The organism is Streptomyces sp. NPDC058812 (genome assembly GCF_042744565.1).
GTDB classification, from domain to species: domain Bacteria; phylum Actinomycetota; class Actinomycetes; order Streptomycetales; family Streptomycetaceae; genus Streptomyces; species Streptomyces thinghirensis.
This window is the reverse complement of the sequence record NZ_JBHYOB010000009.1, coordinates 138,984-165,700: the sequence shown is the minus strand read 5'-3', so window position 1 is coordinate 165,700 and position 26,717 is coordinate 138,984. Positions and strand designations below refer to the sequence as shown.

The 26,717-nt window shown below is 71.0% G+C and carries 22 protein-coding genes and 1 tRNA gene; 6 read left to right on the top strand and 17 right to left on the bottom strand.

All coding sequences use genetic code 11. The features are described from left to right. Positions 1-191 precede the first annotated feature (191 nt). A tRNA-Met gene (locus ACFW48_RS20510) sits at positions 192-265 on the bottom strand. An 88-nt stretch (positions 266-353) separates the two neighbouring features. After that, positions 354-3,338 carry a UPF0182 family protein gene (locus ACFW48_RS20505; RefSeq protein ID WP_386316852.1) on the bottom strand — a complete coding sequence of 995 codons (2,985 nt, stop codon included), beginning with the start codon at positions 3,336-3,338 and terminating at the stop codon, positions 354-356. Between the two features lie 164 nt (positions 3,339-3,502). Here ACFW48_RS20505 and ACFW48_RS20500 point away from each other — a divergent pair, with 164 nt between their 5' ends. After that, entirely contained in the window at positions 3,503-4,045 is a 543-nt protein-coding gene (locus ACFW48_RS20500; RefSeq protein WP_386316540.1) for a PPA1309 family protein, read from the top strand. A 32-nt stretch (positions 4,046-4,077) separates the two neighbouring features. On the opposite strand, the gene ACFW48_RS20495 is transcribed toward ACFW48_RS20500, so the two are convergent. The 4 genes from ACFW48_RS20495 to ACFW48_RS20480 all read right to left on the bottom strand — a co-directional run bounded on the left by ACFW48_RS20495 (position 4,078) and on the right by ACFW48_RS20480 (position 7,252). Further along, the gene (locus ACFW48_RS20495) at positions 4,078-5,172 is read right to left on the bottom strand and encodes a PDZ domain-containing protein (RefSeq protein WP_386316539.1); all 1,095 of its coding nucleotides are present in this window, start codon (positions 5,170-5,172) and stop codon (positions 4,078-4,080) included. A gap of 55 nt (positions 5,173-5,227) precedes the next feature. Continuing rightward, positions 5,228-5,392 carry a hypothetical protein gene (locus ACFW48_RS20490; RefSeq protein ID WP_386316537.1) on the bottom strand — a complete coding sequence of 55 codons (165 nt, stop codon included), beginning with the start codon at positions 5,390-5,392 and terminating at the stop codon, positions 5,228-5,230. A 136-nt stretch (positions 5,393-5,528) separates the two neighbouring features. Continuing rightward, a complete protein-coding gene (locus ACFW48_RS20485; RefSeq protein WP_386308092.1) occupies positions 5,529-5,990 on the bottom strand; it encodes a molybdenum cofactor biosynthesis protein MoaE in 462 nt (153 codons plus the stop codon). 140 nt (positions 5,991-6,130) lie between these two features. Continuing rightward, on the bottom strand, positions 6,131-7,252 hold the full coding sequence (locus ACFW48_RS20480) for an SDR family oxidoreductase (protein ID WP_386316535.1): 1,122 nt from the start codon (positions 7,250-7,252) through the stop codon (positions 6,131-6,133). Between the two features lie 192 nt (positions 7,253-7,444). Between ACFW48_RS20480 and ACFW48_RS20475 the strand changes: the two genes are divergently transcribed. Together ACFW48_RS20475 and ACFW48_RS20470 are read left to right on the top strand one after the other, a co-directional pair. Further along, the gene (locus ACFW48_RS20475) at positions 7,445-8,905 is read left to right on the top strand and encodes a zinc-dependent metalloprotease (protein WP_386316533.1); all 1,461 of its coding nucleotides are present in this window, start codon (positions 7,445-7,447) and stop codon (positions 8,903-8,905) included. Beyond that, positions 8,902-9,417: an NUDIX hydrolase gene (locus ACFW48_RS20470; protein ID WP_386316531.1), complete on the top strand. Its 516-nt coding sequence runs from the start codon at positions 8,902-8,904 to the stop codon at positions 9,415-9,417. Before ACFW48_RS20475 ends, ACFW48_RS20470 begins: the two co-directional genes overlap by 4 nt. A 65-nt stretch (positions 9,418-9,482) precedes the next feature. Here ACFW48_RS20470 and ACFW48_RS20465 read toward each other — a convergent pair whose 3' ends face one another. The 4 genes from ACFW48_RS20465 to ACFW48_RS20450 form a co-directional block, all read right to left on the bottom strand. Further along, the gene (locus ACFW48_RS20465) at positions 9,483-10,238 is read right to left on the bottom strand and encodes an AIM24 family protein (protein ID WP_386316529.1); all 756 of its coding nucleotides are present in this window, start codon (positions 10,236-10,238) and stop codon (positions 9,483-9,485) included. A 17-nt stretch (positions 10,239-10,255) separates the two neighbouring features. Then, positions 10,256-10,936: an AIM24 family protein gene (locus ACFW48_RS20460; protein WP_345591873.1), complete on the bottom strand. Its 681-nt coding sequence runs from the start codon at positions 10,934-10,936 to the stop codon at positions 10,256-10,258. A 13-nt stretch (positions 10,937-10,949) separates the two neighbouring features. Continuing rightward, complete coding sequence (locus ACFW48_RS20455) at positions 10,950-12,743, bottom strand: TerD family protein (RefSeq protein WP_386316527.1); 1,794 nt, start codon at positions 12,741-12,743, stop codon at positions 10,950-10,952. 148 nt (positions 12,744-12,891) lie between these two features. Then, positions 12,892-13,488: a M48 family metallopeptidase gene (locus tag ACFW48_RS20450; protein WP_386316525.1), complete on the bottom strand. Its 597-nt coding sequence runs from the start codon at positions 13,486-13,488 to the stop codon at positions 12,892-12,894. A 256-nt stretch (positions 13,489-13,744) separates the two neighbouring features. Between ACFW48_RS20450 and ACFW48_RS20445 the strand changes: the two genes are divergently transcribed. Continuing rightward, positions 13,745-14,959, top strand: coding sequence for a TOMM precursor leader peptide-binding protein (locus ACFW48_RS20445; protein WP_386316523.1), 1,215 nt, complete (start codon positions 13,745-13,747; stop codon positions 14,957-14,959). Continuing rightward, entirely contained in the window at positions 14,952-16,343 is a 1,392-nt protein-coding gene (locus ACFW48_RS20440; RefSeq protein WP_386316521.1) for an ABC1 kinase family protein, read from the top strand. Before ACFW48_RS20445 ends, ACFW48_RS20440 begins: the two co-directional genes overlap by 8 nt. Positions 16,344-16,452: 109 nt before the next feature. On the opposite strand, the gene ACFW48_RS20435 is transcribed toward ACFW48_RS20440, so the two are convergent. The 4 genes from ACFW48_RS20435 to ACFW48_RS20420 form a co-directional block, all read right to left on the bottom strand. Next, a complete protein-coding gene (locus ACFW48_RS20435; RefSeq protein WP_386316519.1) occupies positions 16,453-16,776 on the bottom strand; it encodes a hypothetical protein in 324 nt (107 codons plus the stop codon). Next, entirely contained in the window at positions 16,773-17,141 is a 369-nt protein-coding gene (locus ACFW48_RS20430) for a WhiB family transcriptional regulator (protein WP_386316518.1), read from the bottom strand. Before ACFW48_RS20430 ends, ACFW48_RS20435 begins: the two co-directional genes overlap by 4 nt. A 175-nt stretch (positions 17,142-17,316) precedes the next feature. Beyond that, positions 17,317-17,649: a hypothetical protein gene (locus tag ACFW48_RS20425; protein ID WP_386316517.1), complete on the bottom strand. Its 333-nt coding sequence runs from the start codon at positions 17,647-17,649 to the stop codon at positions 17,317-17,319. Positions 17,650-17,813: 164 nt separating this feature from the next. Further along, positions 17,814-20,015, bottom strand: coding sequence for an ATP-dependent DNA helicase UvrD2 (locus ACFW48_RS20420; RefSeq protein WP_386316516.1), 2,202 nt, complete (start codon positions 20,013-20,015; stop codon positions 17,814-17,816). Between the two features lie 209 nt (positions 20,016-20,224). Here ACFW48_RS20420 and ACFW48_RS20415 point away from each other — a divergent pair, with 209 nt between their 5' ends. After that, positions 20,225-20,467, top strand: coding sequence for a mycoredoxin (locus ACFW48_RS20415; RefSeq protein ID WP_055417962.1), 243 nt, complete (start codon positions 20,225-20,227; stop codon positions 20,465-20,467). A gap of 96 nt (positions 20,468-20,563) precedes the next feature. Here the strand turns inward: ACFW48_RS20415 and nudC are convergent, their stop codons facing one another. From nudC to ACFW48_RS20400, 3 genes are all read right to left on the bottom strand, one after another. Then, entirely contained in the window at positions 20,564-21,508 is a 945-nt protein-coding gene (gene nudC, locus ACFW48_RS20410) for an NAD(+) diphosphatase (RefSeq protein ID WP_386316514.1), read from the bottom strand. 160 nt (positions 21,509-21,668) lie between these two features. Next, on the bottom strand, positions 21,669-23,072 hold the full coding sequence (locus ACFW48_RS20405; protein ID WP_386316512.1) for a dipeptidase: 1,404 nt from the start codon (positions 23,070-23,072) through the stop codon (positions 21,669-21,671). 10 nt (positions 23,073-23,082) lie between these two features. Continuing rightward, positions 23,083-26,622, bottom strand: a complete 3,540-nt coding sequence (locus tag ACFW48_RS20400; protein WP_386316510.1) for a UvrD-helicase domain-containing protein — start codon at positions 26,620-26,622, stop codon at positions 23,083-23,085. Positions 26,623-26,717: the final 95 nt, after the last annotated feature.

The window sequence follows — 26,717 nt, the reverse complement described above, 5'->3', positions numbered from 1 at the left end:
CAGCCAGTGAGGTCACTTCAGCGTTTTGTCGACATGCCCACAGGGAGACAAGTCAAACACAGATCTCCCCAACTCCCCTTGGCGGCGCGGCCGTAGCCCTCACCGGCACATGCGTTCGCACATCACAAAGGCCCGGATCCCTTTCGGAATCCGGGCCTTCATGGTCGTTCGCACGTAGCTCACGACTTCAGTAGCGGGGACAGGATTTGAACCTGCGACCTCTGGGTTATGAGCCCAGCGAGCTACCGAGCTGCTCCACCCCGCGCCGTTGTGTTCACAACCCTAGCACGGCGCGGGATGGGCTTTGACCAGCTCAGACGCTCAGCTCAGACGCTCGGCTCGAAGCAACGGCGTCAGCCGCTGTCCGGGCCTGATCCGGAGTCTCCGGCCGGGCTCGGACTCGGACTGGCCTTGCCGTCCTCGCCCTTGTCCCCGTTCTTGTCGTCCCCGTTCTTGCCGCCGCTCTGGTCGGCCTTGGCCTGCGCGTCCTCGGCGCGTTGCAGGGCCTCCTCCAGATCCTTCTGCGCCTCCGCGTACGCGGCGAGGTCCTTCTGTTCCAGCGCCTTCTGACCGGCGTCGAAGGCCTTCTGCGCATCGCTCAGCGCTTCCTTGACCGTCGGGTTGGTCGAGGTCGGCGGCGGCTCGGTGGTGTCCTCGCCCTCGTCCGGTGGTGGCTGGGTCGAGCCCTCCTCCGCTTCACCGAAGACCTTGGCGAGGGCCTCGTCGAGCGTGTTCTCGAAGGCGGTGTTGCCTCCGTAGCTCACCAGGACCTTGCGCAGCAGCGGGTACTTGAGGTCGCCACCGCGCACATAGACCGGCTCGACGTACAGCAGGCCTCCGTCGAGCGGTACCGTCAGCAGGTTGCCGTACTCGACCTCCGAGTCGCCGCCTCTCAGCAGCCTGATGGTCTCGGCGATGTCCTGCTCGGAGTTCAACTGGCTCTGGACCTGTTTCGGTCCGTTGACGGTCGTACTCGTCGGCAGCTTCAGGATTCTGATCTTGCCGTAGCCCTCTGTCCCGGCCTCGGCGTCGACCGCCATGAACGCGCTGATGTTGTCGCGTCCGTTGGGCGTGAACGTCGTCGTCAGCGAGAACGCCTGCTGATCCTGGTCCGGCATCTTCATGCTCAGGTAGTACGGAGGCACCGCGTCACCCGACTTGTTGGTCGGGTCGTCCGGCACCTGCCACACCTCGCTGCCGCTGAGGAACGTGTTGGCGTCCTTCACGTGGTAGCGCGTGAGCAGCTCGCGCTGGACCTTGAACAGATCCTGCGGGTAGCGCAGATGCGCCATCAGCGCGTCGGAGATCTCGCTCTTGTCCTGCACCGTGTTCGGGAACGCCTTCATCCAGGTCTTCAGGACCGGATCCTTGGTGTCCCACTGGTAGAGCTTGACGTCACCGCTGTACGCGTCGACGGTCGCCTTCACGGAGTTGCGGATGTAGTTGACCTGGTTCTGCTGGGCCACCACCGCGCGCTGGTCGTTGGCCGCGGTCAGCGAGTCGGCGGTCGTGTCGCCGAGCGTCGTACGCGAGGCGTACGGATAGCCGTTCGTCGTCGTGTACGCGTCGACGATCCACTGGATACGGCCGTCCACCACCGCCGGGTAGGCGTCGCCGTCGATGGTCAGCCACGGGGCGACCGCCTCGACGCGCTCCTTGGGCGTGCGGTTGTACAGGATCCGCGAGCCCTCGCCGATCGCACCGGAGTAGAGGATCTGCGGCTCGCTGAACGCTGCCGCGTACGCCGCCCGGTTGACCGGGCTGGACAGGTCGACGCCACCGTCGCCCTTGTAGCTGAACGTCTTCTCGCCGTTGTCGTCGGAGTAGTCGATCTCCTTCTGGGGACCACCGACGATCGAGTACGTGTTGGTCTTCTCGCCGTAGTAGATCCGCTGCTCGTACGTCCCGAGGTCGCCCTTGGACGGCAGGTCGGACTCGGTGAAGACCGGACGGCCCTCGGAGTCGACCTCGGTGCCCTTGGCCGCGACCACTCCGTAGCCGTGGGTGTAGCGGAAGTGGTTGTTGATCCAGTTCTTCTTCGGGATGCCGGCCAGGTTCAGCTCACGCAGACCGATGACCGTGTCCTGGTCCTTGCCGTCCTTGGCGTAGCGGTCGACGTCCAGGTTGTTCGGGAACGCGTAGTAGTTCCGCATCTGCTGGAGCTGCTGGAACGTCGGCGAGATGACGTTCGGGTCCATGATCCGGATGGACGCGGCGGCATCCACGTCGTCACGGAGCTTGGTCTTGTCCTTGGTCTGGCTCACGCCCGGGTACTCGGCGACCTGGGTGCCCTCGATGCCGTAGGCGTCGCGCGTCGCCTTCAGGTTCTTCTCGACGTACGGCGCCTCCTTGGCCTGCTCGTTCGGCTGGACCTGGAACTTCTGGACCAGCGCCGGGTACAGACCGCCGATGAGGATCGCGGAGAGCACCATCAGACCCAAACCGATCACGGGCAGCTGCCAGGTGCGCCGCCAGATGGTGGCGAAGAACAGCAGCGCGCAGATGACGGCGATGCAGAACAGGATCGTCTTGGCCGGCAGATAGGCGTTGGCGTCGACGTACCTCAGACCCGTCCAGCTGTCGGTCGCCTTGAAGTCGCTGGACTTCACCGCCAGCCCGTACCGGTCGAGCCAGTAGGCGACCGCCTTGAGGGCGACGAAGACGCCGATGAGCACCGACAGGTGCCCGGTGGCCGCGGCCGTGGCGCGCGCCCCCGGGCTGGTGACGCGGAGCCCGCCGTACAGGTAGTGGGTGAGCGCGGCGGCGATCACGGAGATGATCACGGCGGCGAAGCCGAAGCCGAGCAGGAACCGGTACCAGGGCAGGTCGAAGGCGTAGAAGGAGACGTCCAGCTTGAACTGGGGGTCCTTCTGCCCGAAGGGCACGCCGTTGACCCACATGAGCCAGGTCCGCCACTGGCCGGACGCGGAGGCGCCGGCGATCAGGCCGACCAGGGCCGTGATGCCGAGCAGCAGCCACTTCTTGTACGGGGCGATGCCCATCCGGTACCGGTCGAGGTTCTGCTGCTCCATCGACATGGCGCTCAGCGGCGGCCGCAGCCGGTGGGCCAGCCAGATGTTGAACCCGACGGCGAGGGCCATCAGCAGGCCGAAGACGAAGAAAAGTCCGATCTTGGTCCACAGGGTCGTCGTGAACACCGACGAGTAGTGGACCGACCGATACCAGAGCCAGTCCGTCCAGAATCCCGCGAACATGGTGAACGCCATGGCGAGCACGGCAAGGACACCAAGTGTCATGAGCAGGGTTCGGACACGCCGGGACGGGCGGCCCACTCTGATCCGCGGCCCCGTCGGGGGGCCTCCGCCGCGGTCCGGCATCTGGAAAGCCAAGGTGCGCACCTCGAAGTTCGCTGTTGATCCGTCAGGCCCTCGGGTTCGTGGGCCCCCCGTGCGCCCCCGTGATCGTGGGCCCACACCTATGCAACTTACTCATCGTTTACTCGGTTCCCGATTCGGGCCAGTAACGAGGCAGGATTGTGACCATGTCCAACACTCCCATGGCAGCGAGCCCCCTCACCCGGGCCGTACTCGAGATCGACGAGTACGTCTCCGGCCTCGGCTGGGACCAGCCCGCCCGCCTCTTTGCACTTGTCGACACCGCACGGCTGAGGGCCGATCAGCCCTCGCTCGCGGACCGGCTCGGTCTGCGGGACGAGCCGGAGAGCACCGGCCTGACCCCGATCGAGCAGGACGAGATTCCAACGGACCAGCCGCTCGACGAGTTCCTGGGCACCATCGCCTGGCCGGACGCGGTCGTCGGCTGCGCGCTCGCCGTGGAACGCCTGATGCTGCCGCCGTCCGCCGAGGCCCAGGTCCCCGAGGGCCTGAGCGAGACGAAGCTGGCGCAGTGGGTGGCGGAGCACCCCGACCGCCAGGAGGTCCGCATGACGGTCGCGGTCCTGCGCGACGGTGCCCGCGACTCGGCGCTGCGTCTGCGGGAGAAGGACGCCGCCACGGAGGTCCTCACGGGCTCCGACCTGGTGCCGGGGCTGGCCCAGGCCCTGACGGCGACCTTCGAGGAGTAGCCCCGAGGGGCGCTACGCGGCTGCTCGGTCCGTCATCCCGTCGGGCACTTCGGCAGGTCGGCGGTCTTCTCGGAGCGGATGTCCTTCAGCGCGCCGAGGGCGTCGTCGATGGTGTCCACCTTCACGAGGGTGAGCCCGTCGGGGATGTCCTCGGCGGCGGCCGCGCAGTTGTCGGCGGGCGTCAGGAAGTACCGGGCGCCCTTGTCGCGTGCGCCGATGGTCTTCATCCCGATGCCGCCGATCGGGCCGACCTTGCCGTTGTCGTCGATCGTCCCGGTGCCGGCCACGAACGCGCCGCCGGTCAGGTCGCCCGGAGTGAGCTTGTCGTAGATGCCGAGGGCGAACATCAGACCGGCGCTCGGGCCGCCGACGTCGGCCAGCTTGATGTCGATGGAGAACGGGAAGGTGTGATCGGTCCCCGCGGAGATCCCGACGATGGCGCGCTTCTCACCGGCGTCGTCGGAGGTCGCGGTGGTGATCTTGACTTGCTGCGTCTTGGTGGGCGTCCGGCCCTCCTTCTCCGCGGCGGCCTGCTCCTTGGCGGGCACGATCGTGAAGACGACGTCCTGTCCGGGTTCGCGCTCGGTCACCAGCTCGGCGACGTCGGCGGGCTTCTTGACGGTCGTACCGTCCACCGCTTTGATCACGTCTCCGGCGTGCAGCCGGCCCTCGGCCGGGGAGTCCTTGACGACCGTGGAGACGACCACCCAGGACTTCACCGGGATGTCGAGTGCCTTGAGGGCGGCGACCTTGGCGCTCTCCTGGGACTGGCTGAACTCCTCGGCGTTCTCCTGCGTGGCCTCTTCCTCGGTCTTGCCGTCCGGGTAGAGGGTCTCGTGCGGCACCACGCGGTTGTCGTGCGCCAGCCAGCCGTAGACCGCCTCCACGAGGTTCATCTTGTACTCGGCGCTGGTGACCCGGACGGTGGTCATGTTCAGATGGCCGCTCGCCTCATAGGTCTTGTGCCCGTCGATCTGCAGCACCGGCTCGCCGTCATGGTCCCCAAGGGTGTTCACCGTCGGCCCCGGGGACATCTCCGAGTAGGGCACGGGGATGAACACACCCGCGCACAGGAGCGCGATCAGCATCAGGGTGGAGGCGAGCATCGTCGCGGTGCGGCGTGGCATGGCACGACAGTACGGGACAGAGCTGTCAGAACACCGTCAGGGCTGCGCCGTCCGGTCAGGCTCCGGTGCGGGGCTTCTCCATGGCCTCGCGGAAGCGGGCGTACCCGTCCAGCTCGGGCCCGTCGCTCCGTGCCTTACGGGTCCGATTGGCCCAACTGCCCCACAGACCCGCGCCGACAGCCGCCACAAGCGGAATCAGCAACCAGGCAAGCGCTGTCATGCCGACCTCCCAACCCCATGAGCGTCCGCGACTGACTGATCAGCAGATTAACCATCCGCAGTGACAACGCTCACGCCGGGGGGTCGGTTACGCAACCGGAGCTACGCGTGGTGACGCAGGGGCGTTCGCAACGCCTTCAGCAGGCGCCCACCCATTCTTCGGTCCCGTCGGAGAAGGTCTGGTGCTTCCAGATGGGCACTTCGTGCTTCAGGTCGTCGATCAGCTTCCGGCAGGCGTCGAAGGCCTCGCCCCGGTGCGGGCAGGACACGGCGACGACCACGGCGAGGTCCCCGACCTCCAGGTCACCCACACGGTGTACCGCCGCGAGCGCCCGTACGGGGTACTCCGCGACGACCTTCTCGGCGATCCGCCGCATCTCGGCCTCGGCGCTGGGGTGGCAGGAGTACCCGAGCCGATCGACGTCGGTCCCGCCGTCGTGGTTGCGCACCGTCCCCACGAACAGCGCGGTCCCGCCGGCCGCGTCGTCCCCGACGGCCCGGAAGACCTCGTCCACGGAGAGGGGCGTCTCCCGGATGCCGATCAGCTTGACGGGGTCCGGTGCGGCCAGCTCACCGGGGTGGTCGTTCGTGGTTGCCATACGCCCATCGTGCCCCACGGCACGGACGGCGCGGAATAGCGCTATCGCCCGGCACGCGCGCGTACCGCTTTGGAGCCTCCTACAGGGACCCGTGGCCGGTCGGTACGGGGCAGAGGCCGGGTGACGCCCCGGCGCCCGCGTCAGATCCTGCGCCGCGCCTTCCGGGCCCGGCGCACCACCGCGGCCGCGCCCAGCAGCGCCACCGTCGCACCCGCGGCTCCCGCCGCCGTCGCGTCCTTGCGCCCGAGGCGCCGACCGGCGACCGTGTGCCGCCCGGAGACCTCCTCCAGCAGCTCCGCGAGCACCTCCTCGTTGGTGTACTTCGGCCGCCATCCGGCGTCGTGCAGCCGGCTGCCGCTCACCACCCAGGGGTACATCGTGTACGCCAGGTCCCCGGCCGGGGACGGCGTCAGCCCGATCCGGTGCAGCCGGGCCGCCGCGCCGAGCGCGACCGCCGACGGCAGCTCCATCCGCCGGATCCCGCTGAGCTCCTCGACCTCCTCCTGCTCCAGCCACCCGTCGCAGCCGACGGCCAGTTCCCCGTCGGCCTTCTCCAGCACGGCGTACTCCAGGGCGCTGCACAGGTCGTCGACGTGGCAGAACTGCCAGGCCGGTCGGGATCCGGCCACGACCAGCAGCCGAGGGGACTCGAAGTACCTGGTCAGTGCGGTGTCCATGCCTCCGACCAGCACCGCGGGCCGGACGACGGTCACATTGAGTCCGGGGTGCGCGCGGGGCGCGCGCCGGGCGAGCCGTTCGATCTCCAGCAGGTCTCCGACCCCGGTGGCCTCGGCCGTGGCGCGCAGCTCGGCGTCCTCGGACAGCGGCAGCTCGTTCTCCGGGAGGGCGCCGTAGACCATCGCGGAGGTGCAGAGGACGACCCGGTGCACGCCGGCCGCCGCGGCGGCGGTCAGGACGGTCTGCGTCCCCCGGACGTTGTAAGCCGTCCGGGCGGCCGCGTCGGTCTCCAGGTCGAGATCGAGCGCGAGGTGCACGACCACGTCCGCGCCGCGCAGTTTCTCGGCGATGGCCGGGTCCCGCACGTCCAGGATCTGCCACTGTGCCGCCGCGCACTCTCCGCGTCGTTCGTCGATGGCCACGACCTGTCTGACCTCGCCGGACGCGGCGAGCCGCTCGGTGAGCAGCGCCCCGACGCCGGACGCGGCACCGGTGACCGCGACGACGGGTCCGCGCGCGCCGGGGCGGGCGGAACTGGTTGACTGGTTTCGCGCTGCGCGAACCTGCGGATCTGGGGAACTCACCGGGCGTCTCCAGCGGTTGTCTTCAGTACGGGCGCGAGCGACGCGCACGTACCAGGTGGCATCCATCCTGCCGCAGGCCGTCAGTCGGCGAAGCACCGAGGCCCGAACCGCCCCGGGTGTCTACGCTGGGTGGTGAAGTCGGGCAGCCGTGCCGCCGGAAAGAACCGGCGGCCCTACCAGCCGAGGAACCCCGTGAGTGACACCCCATTCGGATTCGGCCTTCCGCCGGAGGAGCCGGACGACGGCGACGAGGGCAAGAAGAAGGACCAGCAGGGCGGCGGTGGTCAGGGACCGGCCAACCCGTTCGGATTCGGGCCCGGAGCCGGCGGCCTTGGCGGCCCCGGTGCGGACAACCCGTTCGCTGCCATGTTCGGTTCCATGAACCCCAACGACCTGGGCGCCGCGTTCCAGCAGCTGGGCCAGATGCTCTCCTACGAGGGCGGCCCGGTGAACTGGGACATGGCCAAGCAGATCGCCCGCCAGACGGTCTCCCAGGGCACGCCGGACGGCACCAAGGACGCCAGCGTCGGCCCCGCCGAGCGCAATGCCGTCCAGGAGGCCGTCCGCCTGGCCGACCTGTGGCTGGACGACGCGACCGCCCTGCCCTCCGGTGCGGGTACCGCGGTGGCCTGGAGCCGCGCGGAGTGGGTCGAGGCGACCCTGCCCGCCTGGCGTGAGCTCGTCGACCCGGTCGCCGAGCGCGTCGGCACCGCCATGGGCGACGTGCTGCCCGAGGAGATGCAGGCCATGGCCGGCCCGCTGATCGGGATGATGCGGTCCATGGGCGGCGCCATGTTCGGCACGCAGATCGGACAGGCCGTCGGCGTGCTCGCCGGCGAGGTCGTCGGCTCGACCGACGTGGGCCTGCCGCTCGGCCCGGCCGGCAAGGCCGCGCTGCTGCCGGTGAACATCGAGGCGTTCGGCAAGGACCTCGGCGTGTCGCAGGAGGAGGTGCGGCTGTATCTCGCCCTGCGCGAGGCCGCCCACCAGCGACTTTTCGCGCACGTGCCGTGGCTGCGCTCGCACCTGTTCGGCGCGGTCGACGGCTATGCCCGCGGGATCAAGGTCGACACGGCCAAGCTGGAGGACGTGGTCGGCCAGTTCGACCCGCAGAATCCCGAGCAGTTGCAGGAGGCTCTCCAGCAGGGCATGTTCCAGCCGGAGGACACCCCGGAGCAGAAGGCGGCCCTGGCCCGTCTGGAGACGGCTCTGGCGCTCGTCGAGGGCTGGGTGGACGCGGTGGTGCACGCCGCCGCCAAGCCGCGCCTGTCCTCCGCCGACGCGCTGCGCGAGACGCTGCGCCGCCGTCGCGCCTCGGGCGGACCGGCGGAGCAGACCTTCGCCACGCTGATCGGCCTGGAGCTGCGCCCGCGCCGCCTGCGCGACGCCTCCCGTCTGTGGGCGTCCCTGACGGACGCGCGCGGTGTCGACGGCCGGGACGGCCTGTGGGCCCACCCCGACATGCTGCCGACCGCGACCGACCTGGACGACCCGGACGGCTTCGTCCACCGTGAGCAGCTGGACTTCTCCGAGCTGGACAAGATGCTCGGCGAGGCGGCCGGCAAGCCCGACCTGAAGAAGAAGGACGAGAAGGACGGGAAGGGCGAGAGGGGCCGGGACGAGGCCGACGGCAAGGGCGACGGACCCGAGTGAGCCTCCACGACGACGCGGTCCTGGTCCTGAAGGGATACGAGGGCCAGGTCGAGCTGCGCCAGATCTACCTGGACCATCTCGCGAGGCACCCGGACGGCATGTGGAAGGCCTGCGGGGACGGGCACGTCACGGCGAGCGCCCTGGTGATCGACCCGTCGCGCGGGCGAGTCCTGCTGACCCTGCACAAGAAGCTGCGCATGTGGCTGCAGATGGGCGGCCACTGCGAGCCGGTCGACGAGACGCTGGCGCGGGCCGCGCTGCGCGAGGGGACCGAGGAGTCCGGCATCGCCGGTCTGACTCTGGTCCCCGGCGGCCCGGTGCGGCTGGACCGCCACCACACGCCCTGCGCCTGGCACCTGGACGTCCAGTACGCGGCGGTGGCTCCGGAGGGGGCCGTGGAGGCGATCAGCGACGAGTCCCTCGACCTGCGCTGGTTCCCGTATGCCGAGGTCTCTGAGGTGGCGGACGAGTCGGTCGTACGCCTGCTGGAGGCGACCCGCGCCCGGCTCTGAACCGGGTAAGGGGTGACCGCCCTCGCGATCACCCCTTACAACCCGTGCGACACGGCGCCGGGCGCTCAGCTCCAGACGTTGCCCTGGTTCTGGCCTCGGGCGCCCTGCTGGCCCATGCCGTACTGCGCGGCGATCCCCTGCCCGAGCTGGGCGTTCTGCGGGGGCAGCAGCTCGCTGGGCTGGACGAGCGCGAAGCCGCTGCCCATGAAGCTGAGCTCCCAGCCCTCACCGGTGTTGCCGCGGCGCCGCCACACCCCGGAGGAGTGCGTCTGGGCCTGCATCTGCACACGCAGACCGGTGGACCAGGCGACGATCGCGTCGGCGTCGCAGTTGACGTACTTGTCGGGCGTCACCTGCATCAGCAGCGGGGCGCCCGAGGTCATCAGGGCGACCTTGCCCCGGCCGGTGATGTTGAGCTGGTACTTCCCCGAGCCGGAGATGCCGTACAGGCTGTCGACCGCGATGACCTCGTGGTGCAGGGACGAGTCCATCGCCAGCACGTAGCTGCTGTCGACGGTGAGGCCCTCCTGGTCGACCTCCATCACGTGGATGCACTGGGCGAGGTTGGCGAAGAAGACCGTGCCCTGCCCGTGGCAGCGCATCAGGTCCAGGCCCTCACCGGTGTGCGCACGCGCGCGTGACTGGTTGTTGCTCTGGTACTCGGCGTCGAACTCGACGAGTCCCTGGTAGGCGACCATCGTGCCCTTGCGGGCGAGCACGTCGTCGTGGCCCTCCAGCGCGACGCGGAGCATGTGTTTGTTCTGCAGGCTCCAGGCTTCCTGGGTCTGCTGGTCGTTGTAGGCGAAAAGCGGGCTCTGCATGATGTTCTGGCTCCCCCTCAGCCCCGGGCCCGGAGGCGGTCGGTGCTGTCCTCGCTGGGCTGGACGACGACGATGCCCTGACCGGAGAAGGCCATCTGGTAGGCCTCGCCGCTGCCGCGGCCGATCAGCGACTGCGCCTTGAAGCTGCGCTTGCCCTTCACCTTGAGGTTCGGGGACCAGGCGACGAGCGCGTCCGGGTCGACGTACGTCTCGTCCTCGCCACCGCCGCAGTCGACCACGATCGGCTTGCCCCGGGAGGTGAGCGCGACCCAGCCCTGACCGGAGATCTTGGTGTTCCACAGGCCCTGTCCGGCGAACTTCGCCAGGCCCTTGACCCGCTCCACGCCCCACGTCAGGTGGGCGTCGAAGGCGAGCAGGTTGGTGGCGTTGACGGAGATCCCGTCGCCGTTGAGGTTGATGACGACGACGTTCGCACCGTAGTCGGCGAGGTAGAGCAGACCGTCGCCGGAGCACTTCATCAAAGGCGCGCCCTCGCCGGTCATCCAGTCCTTCGCGATCTGGCGGACGGCCGGCGGATTGGGCTCGTACTGGACGAAGCCCTCGTAGGCGGTCATCGAGCCCACGCGCGCGAGGAGGTCGTTTCCGGTCTGCATGGCGACCTTCAGCATGTGGTTGCCGTGGTTCTCCATGCGTGCGGTGACCGGTGCGGGGGCGTAGCCCGCGAGCGGCTGGTTCATGTCGGGCTCTCCCTCAGATCTCGTACGGCTGGACGATGACGAAGTTGCCGGGTGCCGCCCGGAACTGCAGGTTGACGCTCTCGCCCGTGTCGCCCGCGTAGGAGTTCCGGCGCATCCGCACCTGGCTGGAGACGACCACCTGGGCGGCCGCCGACCAGGCGACGACGGCGTTGCAGTCGGCGAACGTGGTGGGCGTGACCGGCAGCACCACGGGCACGCCGTGCGTCTTGACGACGATCGTGCCGGTGCCCTGGAACTGCATCGTGAACAGCGCGCCACCGGGAATGCCGTGTCCCTCGATGCGGCGGACCTCGTGCTGAAGGCTCTCGTCGAAGGCGAGGACGTTCTCCGCGGAGACGCAGATGGCGTCGCCCTGGAGCTCGATCGGGTGCAGCATCGCGGAGTTGTCAGCGAGGAACACCTGTCCCTTGCCGGTGCAGCGCATCAGCTGCATCTCCTGGCCGGTGGCGTTGCCCACGACCCGGCCGGCGAACCCGGCGCCCTTGTAGCTGAAGTCGACCTTGCCCTGGTAGAGCACCATGCTGCCCTGCCGGGCCAGCACGGGCTGGCCTTCCGCGCCGAGGTCGACGCGGACCAGCTTCTTGTTCTGCTGGGTCCAGCGCTGTCCGGTCGCCGTCTCCTTGAACTGCTGGAGCGCGGCCATCACCCCGGCGCCCTGCGGCGCGCCCTGGGGCATGCTCTGCGGGGCACCATGGGGGGCCTGCTGGCCGTAGCCGGGAGGCGGGGCGGGCTGCCCGTAGCCCTGCGGCGGGGTGCTGGGCTGACCGTATCCCGGAGGCGGGGTCGGCTGACCGTATCCCGGAGGCGGGGTCGGCTGACCGTAGCCGGGAGGCGGAGCCGGGGTCTGGGGAGCCTGGGGCTGTCCGTAGCCGGGAGGCGGCGGGGCACCCTGGCCGGGGACCTGACCGTACGGCGGCTGCTGCTGACCGGGCTGGCCCGGCTGGCCGTACGGCCCGGGCGCCGGGGCCGGGGGCGGCACCGGGGAGCCGCCGGGCGGCGTGTTCATGGGCGCGACGATGGTCTGCGCGGCGTGCACGTCGGGCCCGGGCGCCGGAGCGGGGGCCGCGGGCGGCGTGGCGCCGGGCGGAGGGGCGAAGCCCTGCGGAGCGGGCTGCGCGGGGGCAGGGGCCGGGGCGGGCTCAGGAGCGGCGGCGGGCGCCCCGAACGCCGGCGGCGCCGAGGCCTGGGCGGGCGGGGCGAAGCCCGGGGCAGCGCCGGCCTGCGGCTGCTGCGCCTGCTGCGGCGCGGGCGCCTCCTCCTCGGCGACCTCGCCGCCGAAGTTCCTCAGCAGCGCGTCCAGCCCACCGTCGAAGCCCTGCCCGACGGCGGCGAAACGCCACACGTCCTTCAGATAGAAGTCGCCCAGCATCACGGCGCGCTCGGTGGAGAACTCCGAGCCGCTGAACGGATACCGGGCCACCTCCTCGCCGCCCGCGACGATCCGGATGTATCCGGGGCCGACCTGCGACATCTGACCGGCGCCGTCGATCGTCGCCGTGAAGGACAGCTTCTGCACCTGCGGCGGGACCCTGTCGAGGGTGACCCGGAAGGACTCCGTGTCTCCCGCCTGCGCACCCAGGAGCTGGATGGACTCCTCGGGGGTCTTCGGTTGATTGAAGAACACGAAGTACCGGTCGTCCGACAGCCGCTCGTCGGCGTCGAGACCGAAGCAGCTGATGTCGAAGCTCAGCCCGGGGCCGGAGATCTGCACGCCTACGTACAGATCCGTGCCCGCGGTGAGGTCACTGATCCTGGCCTTGTGGCCGCGTTGGAATTCCCTGGCCATGCGTTACGACCGTCCCCCATCCGAATACGAGTGCGTCGCGCCAGGCTAACGGCAACCCCGGACACCGGAGGCAGTCGGTACAGAGCCGGTACAGAACCCGTGCGCGGCCGTGGCGAAGGCCCCGCCGGGGCACGCTCAAGGGCGCACGCTATTCGCTGCGAGCGCCGGGTACGTGCGGCAACCGGTCGGCGGCGACCACGCCCTCGAGGTAGCCGCGGGCGCGCTCGGTCCTCGGATACGCCTCCAGCAGCCGCCAGAACCGTGGCCCGTGCCCGGGGACGAGCAGATGCGCCAGTTCGTGGAGAAGGACGTAGTCGACGACGTACTCGGGCATGCCCTGGAGACGGTGCGAGAGCCGGATGCTTCCCTCGGACGGGGTGCACGAGCCCCAGCGCGTGTTCTGGTTGGTGACCCAGCGGACCGAGGTGGGCCGGGCCCGGCCGTCGAAGTACTGGCCCGACAGGCGCTCCGCACGCTCGGCCAGCTCGGCGTCGCCGAGGACGCGCTTGCTCTCCTGGGCGGCCAGCTTGTCCAGCATGACGCTCACCCAGCGTTGCTCCTCCGCTTCGGACATCCGGGCGGGGATCAGCACGACGGTGCGATCGCCCTCGCGGTACGCGGAGACCGTCCGGCGTCGCCGGGTGCTCCTGCGGACCTCGATCGCGCTCGCCCCCGAGCCGTTCGACGGCGGATTCGTCGGTGTGCGCTGGGGCGCCCCGGCGCGGTGCAGTGGGTCGGCGGACACGCCACGACGTTACCCGCTGCACACGGGGAAGTCCCGGCTCCGCGATGGTTCGGTGCCGATCCGCCACCCTCCTTGAGGTGGACGACTGATTTGTACGACGAATACCCACCGCCTGTGGACAACTTTCGACGCCCTGCCGCCCGTCCGGGCATGCTGGCACTGCCGGCGGATTCGTGACCGACCGCACGAACAGGTACGCGACCGACCACCGCCGGACACACGGGGAAGACTGTCGAAGACCTACGGGGGACCTGGCATGCATCCGATGGTGAAGCCCGCGCTCAGGCGCGGCTGGCGCGATCTGAACACCGTGCAGTTCGGGATGACGCCGGCGCACGCGCTGACGCTCGGCCCGGTGGACACGGCGACGGGAAGCTTCCTCGAGCTGCTCAACGGCACTCGCGGACCGGCGCTCCTGCGCGAGGAGGGGCGACGCATGGACCTGCCGGACGGACACGTCGACCGGGTGGTGGAGGGGCTGGCCCGGGCCGGGCTCATCGACGACTCGCGGGGCGGCGGGCCGGACGCCGACGCCCTGCGGGAGAAGAAGGAGGTCCTCGACCGGCTCCGCCCCGATCTCGCCTCACTGTCCCTGACCACCTCCGAACCGGGGGATGCCATGAGACACCTGGCCGCCCGGCGCGCGCTGCGGGTGCGGGTGAGAGGTGCGGGGCGGGTGGGCGCGGTGCTCGCCGGTCTGTTGTCGGGCGCGGGCGTCGGTGAGATCGACGTGCTCGACGGCGGACGCGTCGAGCCGTGGGACGTCGCCCCGGGCGGGCTGCCCGCCGAGTCCGTCGGTGACCGCCGCGACGAGACGGCCCGCCGCGTGGTCCGCCGGGCCGCCCCCGGGCGGCCGCCGCGCCGCGGCCCCACGACGCCGCCCGAGGGGAGCGCACCGGGTTTCTCCCTGGTGATCGTCGCGCCGCGCGACGACGTCGCGGTGCACACACCCGACCCAGCCGCCGCGGAATCCCTCATGGCCTCCGGTACGCCCCACCTGTACGCCGGCGTCGTGGAGGGGACCGGCGTCGTCGGCCCCCTCGTCCTGCCCGGGGAGACGGGGTGTGCGGGCTGTCTGCACGCGGACCGCACCGACCGGGACCCGGCCTGGCCCCGCCTTGTGGCGCAGTGGCGCTCGGGCCGACAGCGCCAGGTACGACCCTGCGACCTCACCCTCGCCTCGGCCGTCGCCGGGCTCGCGGCGGCCCACGCGCTCACCTTCCTGGACGGCCGGACGCCTTCGAGCGCCGGTGCGCGCTGGGAGGTCTCACTCCCCGGTCTGCGGTGGCACACGCGGCCGGTCCAGGCACATCCCGCGTGCCCGTGCCAAGCCGCAGGAAAAGGTAAGCAGGAACACACCCCCGGGGATGGGGAGCGGCGCGCGACAATGGCTGGGCAAGGGCCGTCGCCGGAAGCATGCCATGAGGCAGAACCGGCGCGGCCGGCTGGGACTTGGAGGGCGCATGTCTGATCTTCCGCGCAAGGCGGTCACCCGGACCGCCAAGCTCGCCGCGCTCCCGCTCGGCTTCGCCGGGCGGGCGACCTGGGGGCTCGGCAAGCGAATCGTGGGCGAGTCCGCGGAGATCGTCGGCCAGCAGCTGCAGCAGCGCACCGCGGAGCAGCTGTTCAAGGTGCTGGGCGAGCTCAAGGGCGGGGCGATGAAGTTCGGACAGGCCCTGTCCGTCTTCGAGTCGGCGCTGCCCGAGGAGGTCGCCGGCCCCTATCGGGCGGCACTGACCAAGTTGCAGGAGGCCGCACCGCCGATGCCGACGCGTACGGTGCACTCCGTGCTCGCGGAGCGGCTCGGCGAGGACTGGCACGACCTGTTCCTCGAGTTCGAGGACAAGCCCGCCGCGGCCGCCTCGATCGGCCAGGTGCACCGGGCGGTGTGGCACGACGGCCGCGAGGTGGCGGTCAAGGTGCAGTACCCGGGCGCCGGCGAGGCCCTGCTGTCCGACCTGAACCAGCTCAGCCGCTTCGCCCGCCTGCTCGGCCCGCTGGTCCCCGGCATGGACATCAAGCCGCTGATCACGGAGCTGAAGGACCGGGTCTCCGAGGAACTGGACTACGACCTGGAGGCGCAGGCTCAGCGGGCTCACGCCGAGGAGTTCGCGGACGACCCGGACATCGTGGTGCCGGACGTCGTCCACCAGTGCGAGCAGGTGCTGGTCACCGAGTGGATCGACGGCGTCCCGCTGTCGGAGATCATCGCGGACGGCACACCGCAGCAGCGCGACCGGGCCGGCCAGCTCCTGGCCCACTTCCTCTTCTCGGGCCCGGCGCGCACCGGCCTTCTGCACGCCGACCCGCACCCCGGCAACTTCCGTCTGCTGCCCGGCGGGCCGGACGGCGAGGACGACTGGCGCCTGGGCGTCCTGGACTTCGGCACGGTCGACCGTCTCCCGGGGGGCCTGCCCGAGCCCATCGGGGCGGCCCTGCGCATGACGCTGGACGGCGAGGCGGACGCCGTCTACGAGATGCTCTGCGCGGAGGGTTTCGTCAAGGAGTCGATAGAGCTGGACCCCGACGCCGTCCTCGACTACCTACTGCCGATCATCGAGCCGGCCAGGGTCGACGAATTCACCTTCACCCGCGGTTGGATGCGGAGCCAGGCGGCCCGGATCGGCGACCCCCGCTCCCCCGCGTACCAGCTGGCCAAGCAGCTCAACCTGCCGCCTGCCTACCTGCTGATTCACCGCGTGACCTTGAGCACCATCGGCGTGCTGTGCCAGCTGGGAGCGACGGTCCGGCTGCGCGACGAGCTGGAGGAGTGGCTGGTGGGGTTCGTCCCCCTGGAGGAAGGCGAGCAGAGGGACGGCGAGTACGAGGCGGAGGAGACGGCGGCGGAGGCGTGAGCCGCCGGGGCTGAACGCGCCGTGGGGGCCGGTCCGTTCGGACGGACCGGCCCCCACGGGAAGAGCTTCGCCTCCCGGGCCGGGAGGCTACCGCTTCGGGTGTGCTCGGTTACTGCATGACCGCCATGGCGAGCGCCCGCCGGGCACGCCGCGAGGCGCGCTCGGCCCGGCGCTGCATCCGGCGAGCGGTCGCCACGCGCAGGGCCCGGCGTTCCCGCTCTGCCTCATGCAGGCGGTCGTGCATATGCGCACGAGCCAGGGCTTCTGGGATGAGTTGCATCTCACGGGTCCTGTTCTGACGCGAGTCCTTCGCGTCGCTGGTGGTGAAGTCTTCAGGCGCGGAGCCTGCGATGTCGTGGGTGGACGGCTTCATCGGGGCCTGCTTCTTGGGGTCGTACGTGAGGGGGCGGTCGATCGTTCCTGCGGTGTTCATGCCGAGACCGGGTTCTTGCGCGGGCGGCCACGGGGCCGCTTCCGGGCAACGACGACTCCCTGCACGAACAGCTCGCCACCCCAGACGCCCCAGGGCTCACGCCGCTCCTTGGCACCGGCGAGGCAGGCCTCGACCAGCGGGCAGGTGCGGCAGAGGGACTTGGCGTACTCGACGTCCGCCGGCGACTCGGCGAAGAAGACCTCCGGGTCGTACGAGCGGCAGGGGACGGGCACGCCGAGGTTCTCGATGGCGTCGTCGAGCGCGGTGAGCGCGGTGAGCGGGGTCAAGGTGGTGTCCTCCGTGGGGACGGGCTTGGGGATCGTGTCGGAAGGCGGTACGGACGGGGCGTGCGCTTCGAGTTGCACGGGTGGTCTTCCTCGTCTGGTCGTTCCGGCCGGTCGGCCGGGTGGCGGCTTGGTACCGGGTTCTTTTCTTGTCCCGAGGCTCCTTCGTGCTGCTGTCCCCGTTCGAGGACAAACAGAAGGGCCGCGGATCCCGGGTGGGGTTCCGCGGCCCTGAAGGCGCCGGCCTGATCGCCGATCAGGCTGGATCACTCCAGGGTTCTGGCCCACGGAAGGCCCACATCTGGTGGTGCTGCGTCGTCTGCTTCCGGAATCCGGCACCGGTCGCGGTAAAGGCATAGGCCTGCGCCTGCGCCTCTACTGCTGCTTCCAGTGCCTCGGTCGGTCGCTCATTGCGCTCACGGACGGGAAGGCCCGCGGGGGCAACAGAGGCGGAGGCCGGACGCACGGCACGAATGCCGGACAGACCGGTGCCCGGGTTGGAAACGCCGAGCATGCACAGGGAGACGGCCGAGCGATCGGTCAGTTTGGCGGTGGAGCTGACGATGGAGCTGGTGTTGATGCTGATCACTGGACTCGCCTCCTCTCGGCGTCTCGGGGGACTGGGACGAACCAGTCCGCGGATATGCAAGTACAACACGGGTTCAGGGCCTCCGGGAAGGCCGCTGTTCCCGTGACCAAGAACCTATGGGGATTCCTGGGGCATGCGCAAACTATTTTTTCGACGAGTTTGTATCAGCCGTCCTCGTCAAGCCCCACTCTGCTCTGACCTGCGCAGATGGCCAGGACGTCGGCCCCGTAGCGGTTGAGCTTGCGCGCTCCGACTCCCGGGATGCGTGCCAGCTCGCGCTCGTCCTCCGGGACGGACTCGGCGATCGCCATCAGCGTCTTGTCGGTGAAGACGCAGAACGCGGGCTGCCCGCTGTGCCCCGCCTGGATCGCACGCCACTCGCGCAGCCGCTCGTAGACACCCTCGTCCATGTCGGACGGGCAGCCCTCGCAGCGCATCAGCTTCATCTCGCCCGCATCGGTGAGCGTGCGACCGCAGACGCGGCAGCGGGCCGGGGTCCGCTGGGTCCGTCTCGGGACGGCGGGTGCGGCGCCGCCGCGCCCGGAGCCACGCTCCACGCCCCCGGGACCGCCCGCGGCCGTATGCCCGCCTGCCGTTCCCGAGCCGGGGCGCAGGCCTTTCAGGAAGCGACTGGGACGGCGGCTGGGCCGCCCGCCGGGTGAGCGGGCGAGTGCCCAGGACAGGTGCAGGCGTTCGCGCGCGCGGGTGACGCCGACGTAGAGGAGGCGGCGTTCCTCCTCGATCTGCTCGTCGGTCTTTGCGTAGGTGATCGGCATCATGCCCTCGGCGACGCCCACCAGGAAGACGACGTCCCACTCCAGGCCCTTGGCGGAGTGCAGGGAGGCGAGGGTGACGCCCTGCACCGTCGGGGCGTGCTGGGCGCCCGCCCGCTCGTCGAGTTCGGTCACCAGGTCGCTCAGCGTGGCGCCCGCTCTCGCGGCGGCGAAGTCCTGGGCGAGATTGACGAGGGCGGCCAGTGACTCCCAGCGCTCGCGGACGGCGCCCGACCCGGCCGGGGGCTGCGGTGTCCATCCCTCTCCGGACAGCACCGCACGCACCTGGGAGGGCAGGTCGACGGCGTCGTCGAGGAGGGAGTCGTTGCCGCCGAAGCGCGCCGCGGCCCGCAGGGAGCTGCCGGCCTTGCGCACTTCGGGGCGGTCGAAGAAACGCTCCGCGCCGCGCAGCTGGTAGGGGACCCCGGCGTCGGCGAGGGCCTGTTCGTAGGTCTCCGACTGGGAGTTCGTGCGGAACAGGACCGCGATCTCGGCGGCCGGAACGCCCGAGTCGATGAGTTCGCGGATGCGCCGGGCGGCGCCCTCGGCCTCCGCCGGTTCGTCGGTGTACTCGGTGTAGACGGGCTCGGTGCCCGCGGGACGCTGGGAGACCAGCTCCAGACGGTGGTCGGCGGCGCGGCCCCGGGCCTGGGCGAGCAGCCCGTTGGCGAGGTGGACCACCTGGGGGGTGGATCGGTAGTCGCGGACCAGCTTGACGACGGTGGCGCCGGGGTGGCGGCTGCGGAAGTCGAGCAGATGGTCGGGGGTTGCTCCCGTGAACGAATAGATCGTCTGGCTGGCGTCGCCGACCACGCACAGGTCGTCGCGGTCGCCGAGCCACAGCTCCAGCAGGCGCTGCTGGAGGGGGCTCACGTCCTGGTACTCGTCGACCACGAAGTGCTGGTACTGGGCGCGGACCTGTTCGGCGACGTCGTGACGGTCCTGGAGGACGGCCACCGTCAGCAGCAGCACGTCCTCGAAGTCGATGACGCCACGCCCGCGCTTGAGGTCCTCGTAGGCGGAGTAGAGCTGGGCGATCTCGGCCGGGTCGCGGGGCGCCTCACGGCCGGCCTTGGCCGCCGCGAGGGCGTAGTCGGCGGGGACGGTCTGGGTGACCTTGGACCACTCGATCTCGGCGGTGGCGTCGCGCAGCTCGCCCCGGTCGAGGCGGATGCGGCAGGCGGCGGCCGCGTCGGCGACGAGCTGGATCTTGCGGTCGACGAGCCTGGGCAGGGAGCCGCCGATCGCTTTCGGCCAGAAGTACTGGAGCTGGCGCAGCGCCGCCGAGTGGAACGTGCGGGCCTGGACGCCCACGGCACCGAGCTGACGCAGTCGGCCGCGCATCTCCCCGGCCGCACGGTTGGTGAAGGTGACCGCGAGCACGCTGGAGGGCTGGAGGATCCCGGCGCGTACGCCGTAGGCGATGCGGTGGGTGATCGCCCGGGTCTTGCCGGTGCCGGCGCCCGCCAGCACGCACACCGGACCGCGCAGGGCGGTCGCCACCTCGCGTTGCTCGGGGTCGAGCCCTTCGAGCACCGCGTCGGCCGAGTCCGGTACCTGCGGGAAGAGGGTGGAGCGCGTTGCTGCTGTCACACCGCCATGCTGCCAGGTCGCGGGAGACGGGTGAGTCGGTTGTCCACAGGCACGCACCGATAGTCGTATCAATGCGACAGGCGTCACGTGCCGGAACCCGTCCGGACCGCGTCCGGAGCCCGCCTGAGCCGCGCCGGGAATGGTGGGGCCTCCACAGACGTTCCCTCCGTGCGACCTCATCCCCGAGCCGCCGAAGGAGCGCGATAGACATGCCGGGCACTGTGACGATGTACAGCACCACGTGGTGCGGCTACTGCCGTCGGCTGAAGAGCCAGATGGACCGCGAGGGCATCGCGTACACCGAGATCAACATCGAGCAGGACCCGGAGTCCGCCGCGTTCGTGGAGAAGGCGAATGGCGGAAACCAGACGGTGCCGACCGTGCTCTTCCCGGACGGCTCGACGCTGACGAACCCGTCGCTGGCGCAGGTGAAGCAGAAGGTCGGCGCGTAAGCGGCAGCACGGCAAGACGTTCAAGACGTGTAGAGGGGTGGCCCTCCCCGGGTGGGGAGGGCCATCCCTCTGCACGTCGTCATACGTCGTCCTGCCTCAGAAGGCGCCGCGTGTCGGCAGCGGCTTGCCGTACCAGAGCTCGATGAGGCGGGCCGCGATCGAGATGCCGTAGGGCGGGAGCACCTCGCCCGACTCGAAGGCGGCGCCCAGCTCGTCGCGGGAGAACCAGCGGGCCTCGTGGATCTCGTCGCCGTCGACGTTGATGTCGGTGGAGGTGGCGCGGGCCATGAAGCCCAGCATCAGGCTGGACGGGAAGGGCCAGGGCTGGCTGGCGACGTACTCGACGGGGCCGACGACGACGCCGGCCTCCTCGTAGACCTCGCGGCGGACCGACTGCTCGATGGACTCGCCGGGCTCCACGAAGCCGGCGAGCGTGGAGAAACGGCCCTCGGGCCAGTGGACCTGGCGGCCGAGCAGGATGCGGTCCTCCCCGTCCGTGACCGCCATGATCACCGCGGGGTCGGTGCGCGGGTAGTGCTCGGCACCACAGGCGGGGCAGCGGCGGATGTGACCGGCGGCGGCGATGACGGTGCGCTCGCCGCAGCGGGAGCAGAACCGGTGCAGTCGCTGCCAGTTCTCCAGGGCGACCGCGTGGGCCATCAGGCCCGCGTCGCGGGGTGACAGGAGCAGACCGGCCTCGCGCAGGCCCGCCGCGCGCGCGGACTGGTCCATGCGGCCGGGCAGGGAGTCCTTCTGGAGGGCGAAGTAGCTGACACCGTCCTCGTCGGTGCCCAGGAAGTAGCGGTGTGCCTCGGTGAGCGGGGCCTCGAAGGAGGGGGTCATGACGACTTCGGTACGCCCGTCGGGCGTCTCGTCGATGAGGACCTGGCCGCCGGAGACCACGAAGCAGCGCGTCGAGGGGTGGCTCCATGCCGCCGCGAGCCAGGCCTCGTCGAGGCGGTGGTGGGCGGCGCGGTCGACGCCGCTCGGGGCGGTGAGCGAGATGGGACGGTCGGCGGTGTGGTCGGTCCAGGTGGTCACGGGTGCTTCCAACTCCCCCGGTGAGCGGTTCGGTTCGGCAGACGGTTCAGCGGGACGTAGGGCGGGTGGCGACCGGGTCCGGGAGGGCTCGGCGGTGCGGGCGGCCTTTCCAGTGTGCCGCGCGCGGGATGCCGGTCCGGGCCCGGACCGTGCGGGGCGCTCAGGGCGCGTGGCGCCAGTACTCTGCCAGGTCGCTCCACAGATGGGCGGAGGTTTCGACGCCCTTGAGCAGCAGATCCAGCTCGACCTTCTCGTCGGGGGCGTGCCAGCCGTCGGACGGGACGGAGATGCCCAGGAAGAGAACGGGTGCGCCGAGGACCTCCTGGAGGTCGGCGGCCGGTCCGGAGCCGCCCTCGCGGGTGAAACGGACCGGTTTCTCGAAGGCCCGGCCCATGGCGCGGACCACCGACTGCAGCGCCGGGTGGTCCAGCGGCGTCAGGCACGGGCGCGTGGCTCCGCTGAAGGTGATCTCGCTGCGGATTCCGGCGGGCACCTGGTCGGCGGCCCAGGCGCGGACGGCCTTCTCGACGTGGTCGGGGTCCTGGCCCGCGACCAGCCGGAAGGAGAGCTTCACCATGGCGGACGACGGGATGATCGTCTTGCTGCCCGGGCCCTGGTAGCCGCCGCCGATGCCGTTGACCTCGGCGGTGGGGCGGGCCCAGATGCGCTCCAGGGTGGTGTGCCCGGCCTCGCCGTGCGCGGCGTACGACTTGGCGGTGCGCAGCCACTGCGGCTCGTCGAAGGGCAGTTCGGCGAAGAGGTCGCGTTCCTGGTCGGTGAGCTCGATGACGCCGTCGTAGAAGCCCGGGATCGCCACGCGCGCGTGCTCGTCGTGCAGGGCGGCGACGAGTCGGGCGACGGCGGTGGCCGGGTTGGGGACCGCGCCGCCGAAGGATCCGGAGTGGATGTCCTGGTCGGGTCCGTGCAGCCGGATCTCGCACTCGGCGAGACCGCGCATGCCGGTGCAGACGGTGGGGGTGTCCTCGGACCACATGCCGGTGTCGGAGACGATCACCGCGTCGGCGGTGAGCCGCTCGGCGCGCTCCTCCACCAGGGCGCGGAAGTGCGGGGAACCGGACTCCTCCTCGCCCTCGATCAGCAGCTTGAGGTTCACCGCGGGGGCGGTGCGACCGGTGGCGGCGAGGTGGGCCCGGACGCCGAGTGTGTGGAAGAACACCTGCCCCTTGTCGTCGGCCGCCCCGCGTGCGTAGAGGCGGTTTCCGCGGACGACGGGCTCGAAGGGCTCGCTGTTCCAGCCGTCCTCGCGGGCGGCGGGCTGCACGTCGTGGTGGCCGTAGACGAGGATCGTCGGTGCCTCCGGGTCGCCGGAGGGCCACTCGGCGAAGACGGCCGGGGCGCCCGGCGTCGGCCAGACCTCGGTGGTCGGGAAGCCGGTCTCCTTCAACTTGGCGGCGAGCCAGTCGGCGCTGCGACGCACATCGGTCGCGTGGTCGGGCTGGGCCGACACGGACGGTATGCGCAGCCACTCGCCGAGGTCGTCGAGGAAGGCGGCGCGGTGGTGCTCGATGTACGTACGGACAGCGCTGTCCGGGGTCTCGCTCATGCTCACGAGCCTATCGGCCCGCACCGACACCCTGATCGTGCGGTTCGTCACCGACCGGGTCGGTCAGCAGCAGGTTCTCCAGCGCGGCGCGGTCCGGCAGCCCGTCGGGACGTACAACCTCGCCGGTGCGTACGTACAGGAAGGCGGCCGTCACCGACTCCAGCGGTACGTGCTGCTGCTCGGCCCAGGCGAGGCGGTAGAGCGCGAGCTGGAGCGGGTCCGCGGTGCCGGCACGGTTCGTCTTCCAGTCGACGATCTCGTACGTCGCCGTCGCGCCGTCGCCCTCCTTGTAGACGGCGTCGATACGGCCGCGCACGACTCGGCCGGCGAGTGAGAGCTGGAACGGCGCCTCGACGCGGTGGGGGGTGCGCCGGGCGTACTCGGTGCGTTCGAAGGCGTCCTTGAGGAACTCCAGGTCGCGTTCGTCGGCGATCTCGGCGTCGCCGCCGGGCAGCTCCTCCGGTTCCAGCAGGGGGAGTGTCAGCGGTTCGAAGCGGGCCTCGACCCAGGCGTGGAATCGGGTGCCGCGGCGGGCGGCGGGCCGGGGCGGCCGGGGCATGGGGCGAGCCAGTTCCTGCGCGAAGCCGTCCGGGTCGGCGGCCAGGCTGAGCAGTTGGGAGGCGGTCAGCGACGCCGGAAGACGTACCTCGGTGACGCTTTCGCGGGCGCGCAGGAGCTCGCCGGTGAGGGCGTCGAGGTCGCGGTCCCAGGAGGCGACGGTGCGGACCTCCTCGGGGGTGAGGCGGGCGGGGGCGGTCGGTCCGGTTCGCGGTTCCTCGTGGTGGGGGCCGGGCAGTTCGGTGCCGCCGGGCCGTCCCGGAGGAGACGCCTGGTGGGGGATGGCGGGGCTGCTGTCCGGCGCGGTTGCGGTGGGGGCCGACGGGGCGGTGGGCCGGTCCGTGGTCCAGGAGTCCCAGTCGGCGGGGTCCGCCGTCCAACCGGGGACGCCGGGGACCTCTTCCTCCTGGGGCTCGTCGTCCCCGGGCGGCGGCGGCCAGTCCGGGTCGTCGTAGGTGTCCGGATCATGCGCGGCTGCGGGATGGCCCTCCTCGTGGGATGCCAGATGGGCGAGGACCGTCTCGGCGGCGGCCCGACGGCGGGCGAGGGCCGTGTCGTCCAGTGGCAGGGGCCAGGCCTGGTCGGTGGTCGCCCGGTGCAGAGCCGGGTTCTCCTCGTCCTCGCCGGGTTCGTCCGCCCAGGCCTCGATCTCGCCGTACCCGGCGGCGCAGTGCTCGTACAGGGCCGTGAGGAAGTCGGACGGTCCGCGGGGCTTCTTCTGGCTCGGGCCCCACCAATGGCCGGAGCCCAGCAGCAGGGAGCGGGGGCGGGTGAAGGTGACGTAGCCGAGACGGAGTTCCTCGGTGTGCTGGTGTTCCTTCATGGACTCGTGGAAGGCCTTCAGGCCCCGGGAGTCCCAGGACCCGATCTCGGGCAGGGTGTCGGCGTCACCGCGCAGGTCGTGCGGCAGCACCTTGCCCTGGGCGGTCCACTTCTCGCGGCCCTGGCCGCTGGGGAAGGTGCCGGTGACCAGGCCGGGTACCACGACGACGTCCCACTCCAGGCCCTTGGACCTGTGCGCGGTGAGCACCTTGACGGTGTTCTCGCCGCCGGGCAGGGCGTTGTCCAAACCCTTCTCGTACTGGGCGGCTGTGCGCAGGAAGCCGAGGAAGGCGAGCAGGGTGGCCTCGCCGTCGCTCGCGGCGAAGGACGCGGCGACGTCCAGGAAGTTCGACAGGGTCTCGCGGCGGCGGGCGGCCAGGGCGTGCGGGGACGCCGACAGCTCGACCTCCAGACCGGTGACGGCGAGGACCCGGTGCAGGACGTCCATCAGCGGGTCGGACAGGGCTCGGCGCAGGTCGCGCAGTTCGGTGGCCAGCCGTGCGAACCGCACCCGCGCGTCCGGCGAGAAGGGCAGCCCGTCGTCGTCGCCGGTGCCGTCCAGCGGCGTCTCCAGGAAGGTGTCGAGGGCGTCCGCGAGCGATATCACCTCGGACGGGTCGACGCCCTCGACGGCCTCGGCGAGCCGCCGGTCGGGGTCGTCGTCGCCCCCCACACGCGCGTGGCTCACCAGCAGCCGGGCGCGCCGGCCCAGGAGGGCGAGGTCGCGCGGGCCGATGCGCCAGCGCGGGCCGGTGAGCAGGCGGACCAGGGAGGCGTTGGCGCCGGGGTCCTGGAGGACTTCGCAGACGGCGACCAGGTCGGCAACCTCGGGCAGGTGCAGCAGTCCGGAGAGGCCCACGACCTCGACGGGGACGTCGCGAGCCACCAGTGCGCCCTGGATCTCGGCGAAGTCGGTCGCCGTGCGGCACAGCACGGCGATCTCGCCGGGAGCCTTGCCGGTGCGCACGAGGTGGGCGACGGAGTCGGCGATCCAGTCGATCTCCTCGGCGTGGGTGCGCAGCAGGGCGCAGCGGACCACGCCGTCGCGTTCGGCGCCCGGGGCGGGGCGCAGAGCCTCCACGCCCGCGTGCATGGCGCGCAGGGGCTCGGCGAGGCCGTTGGCGAGGTCGAGGAGGCGGCCGCCGCTGCGGCGGTTCTCGCTGAGCGCCTGGCGGGTGGCGGGGCGCCCGTCGGCGTGCGCGAAGTGCTCCGGGAAGTCGTCGAGGTTGGCGACTGAGGCGCCGCGCCAGCCGTAGATCGCCTGGCAGGGATCGCCGACGGCGGTCACGGGGTGGCCGGTGCCGTCGCCGAACAGGCCCGCCAGGAGGATGCGCTGGGCCACCGAGGTGTCCTGGTACTCGTCGAGCAGCACGACCCGGAACTCGTCGCGCAGGACGCGGCCCACCTCCGGAAGCCCGGCGAGCTGTGCGGACAGGGCGATCTGGTCGCCGAAGTCGAGCAGGTCCCGTTCACGCTTGGCGGCCCGGTAGCGGATCACCAGGTCGGCCAGTTCACGGCGCGCGGCGGCGGCCTCGGGGACCTTGCGCAGGTCGGCGTTGCTGAGCCTGACGGTCTCCAGGGAGTCCAGGAGGCCGGCGTCCCAGGTGCGCAGTTCCTCCGGGCGTACGAGGTGTTCGGAGAGTTCGGCGTCCAGGGCGAGGAGGTCGCTGACCAGGTCGGCGAAGGAGCGGGTGAGCGCCGGATAGGGGCCGGGAGCTTCGCGCAGGACCCGCGCGGCGAGTTGGTAGCGGGTGGCGTCGGCGAGCAGACGGGAGGTCGGCTCCAGGCCGAGGCGCAGGCCGTGGTCGGTCAGGAGGCGGCCCGCGAAGGCGTGGTACGTCGAGATCACCGGTTCGCCCGGTGGGTTGTCCGGGTCGATCACGTCCGGGTCGGTGACGCCGGCCCTGATCAGCGCCTTGCGGACGCGTTCGGCGAGTTCGCCGGCCGCCTTGTTGGTGAAGGTGAGACCGAGGACCTGCTCCGGGGCGACCTGGCCGGTGCCGACCAGCCACACCACGCGTGCGGCCATCACCGTCGTCTTGCCCGACCCGGCTCCGGCCACGATCACCTGCGGGGCGGGCGGCGCGACGATGCAGGCCGTCTGCTCCGGGGTGAAGGGGATGCCGAGGAGCTCCTTGAGCTGCTCGGGATCGGTGAGATGGGCGGGCACGTCAGAGAGGCTAGCGGCGAGCACTGACAGCGGGTACGGGATCACCCTCGGAGTGAAGAGAAGCGCAGGTCAGCACCTGTGGTGCGTCTCGTCAC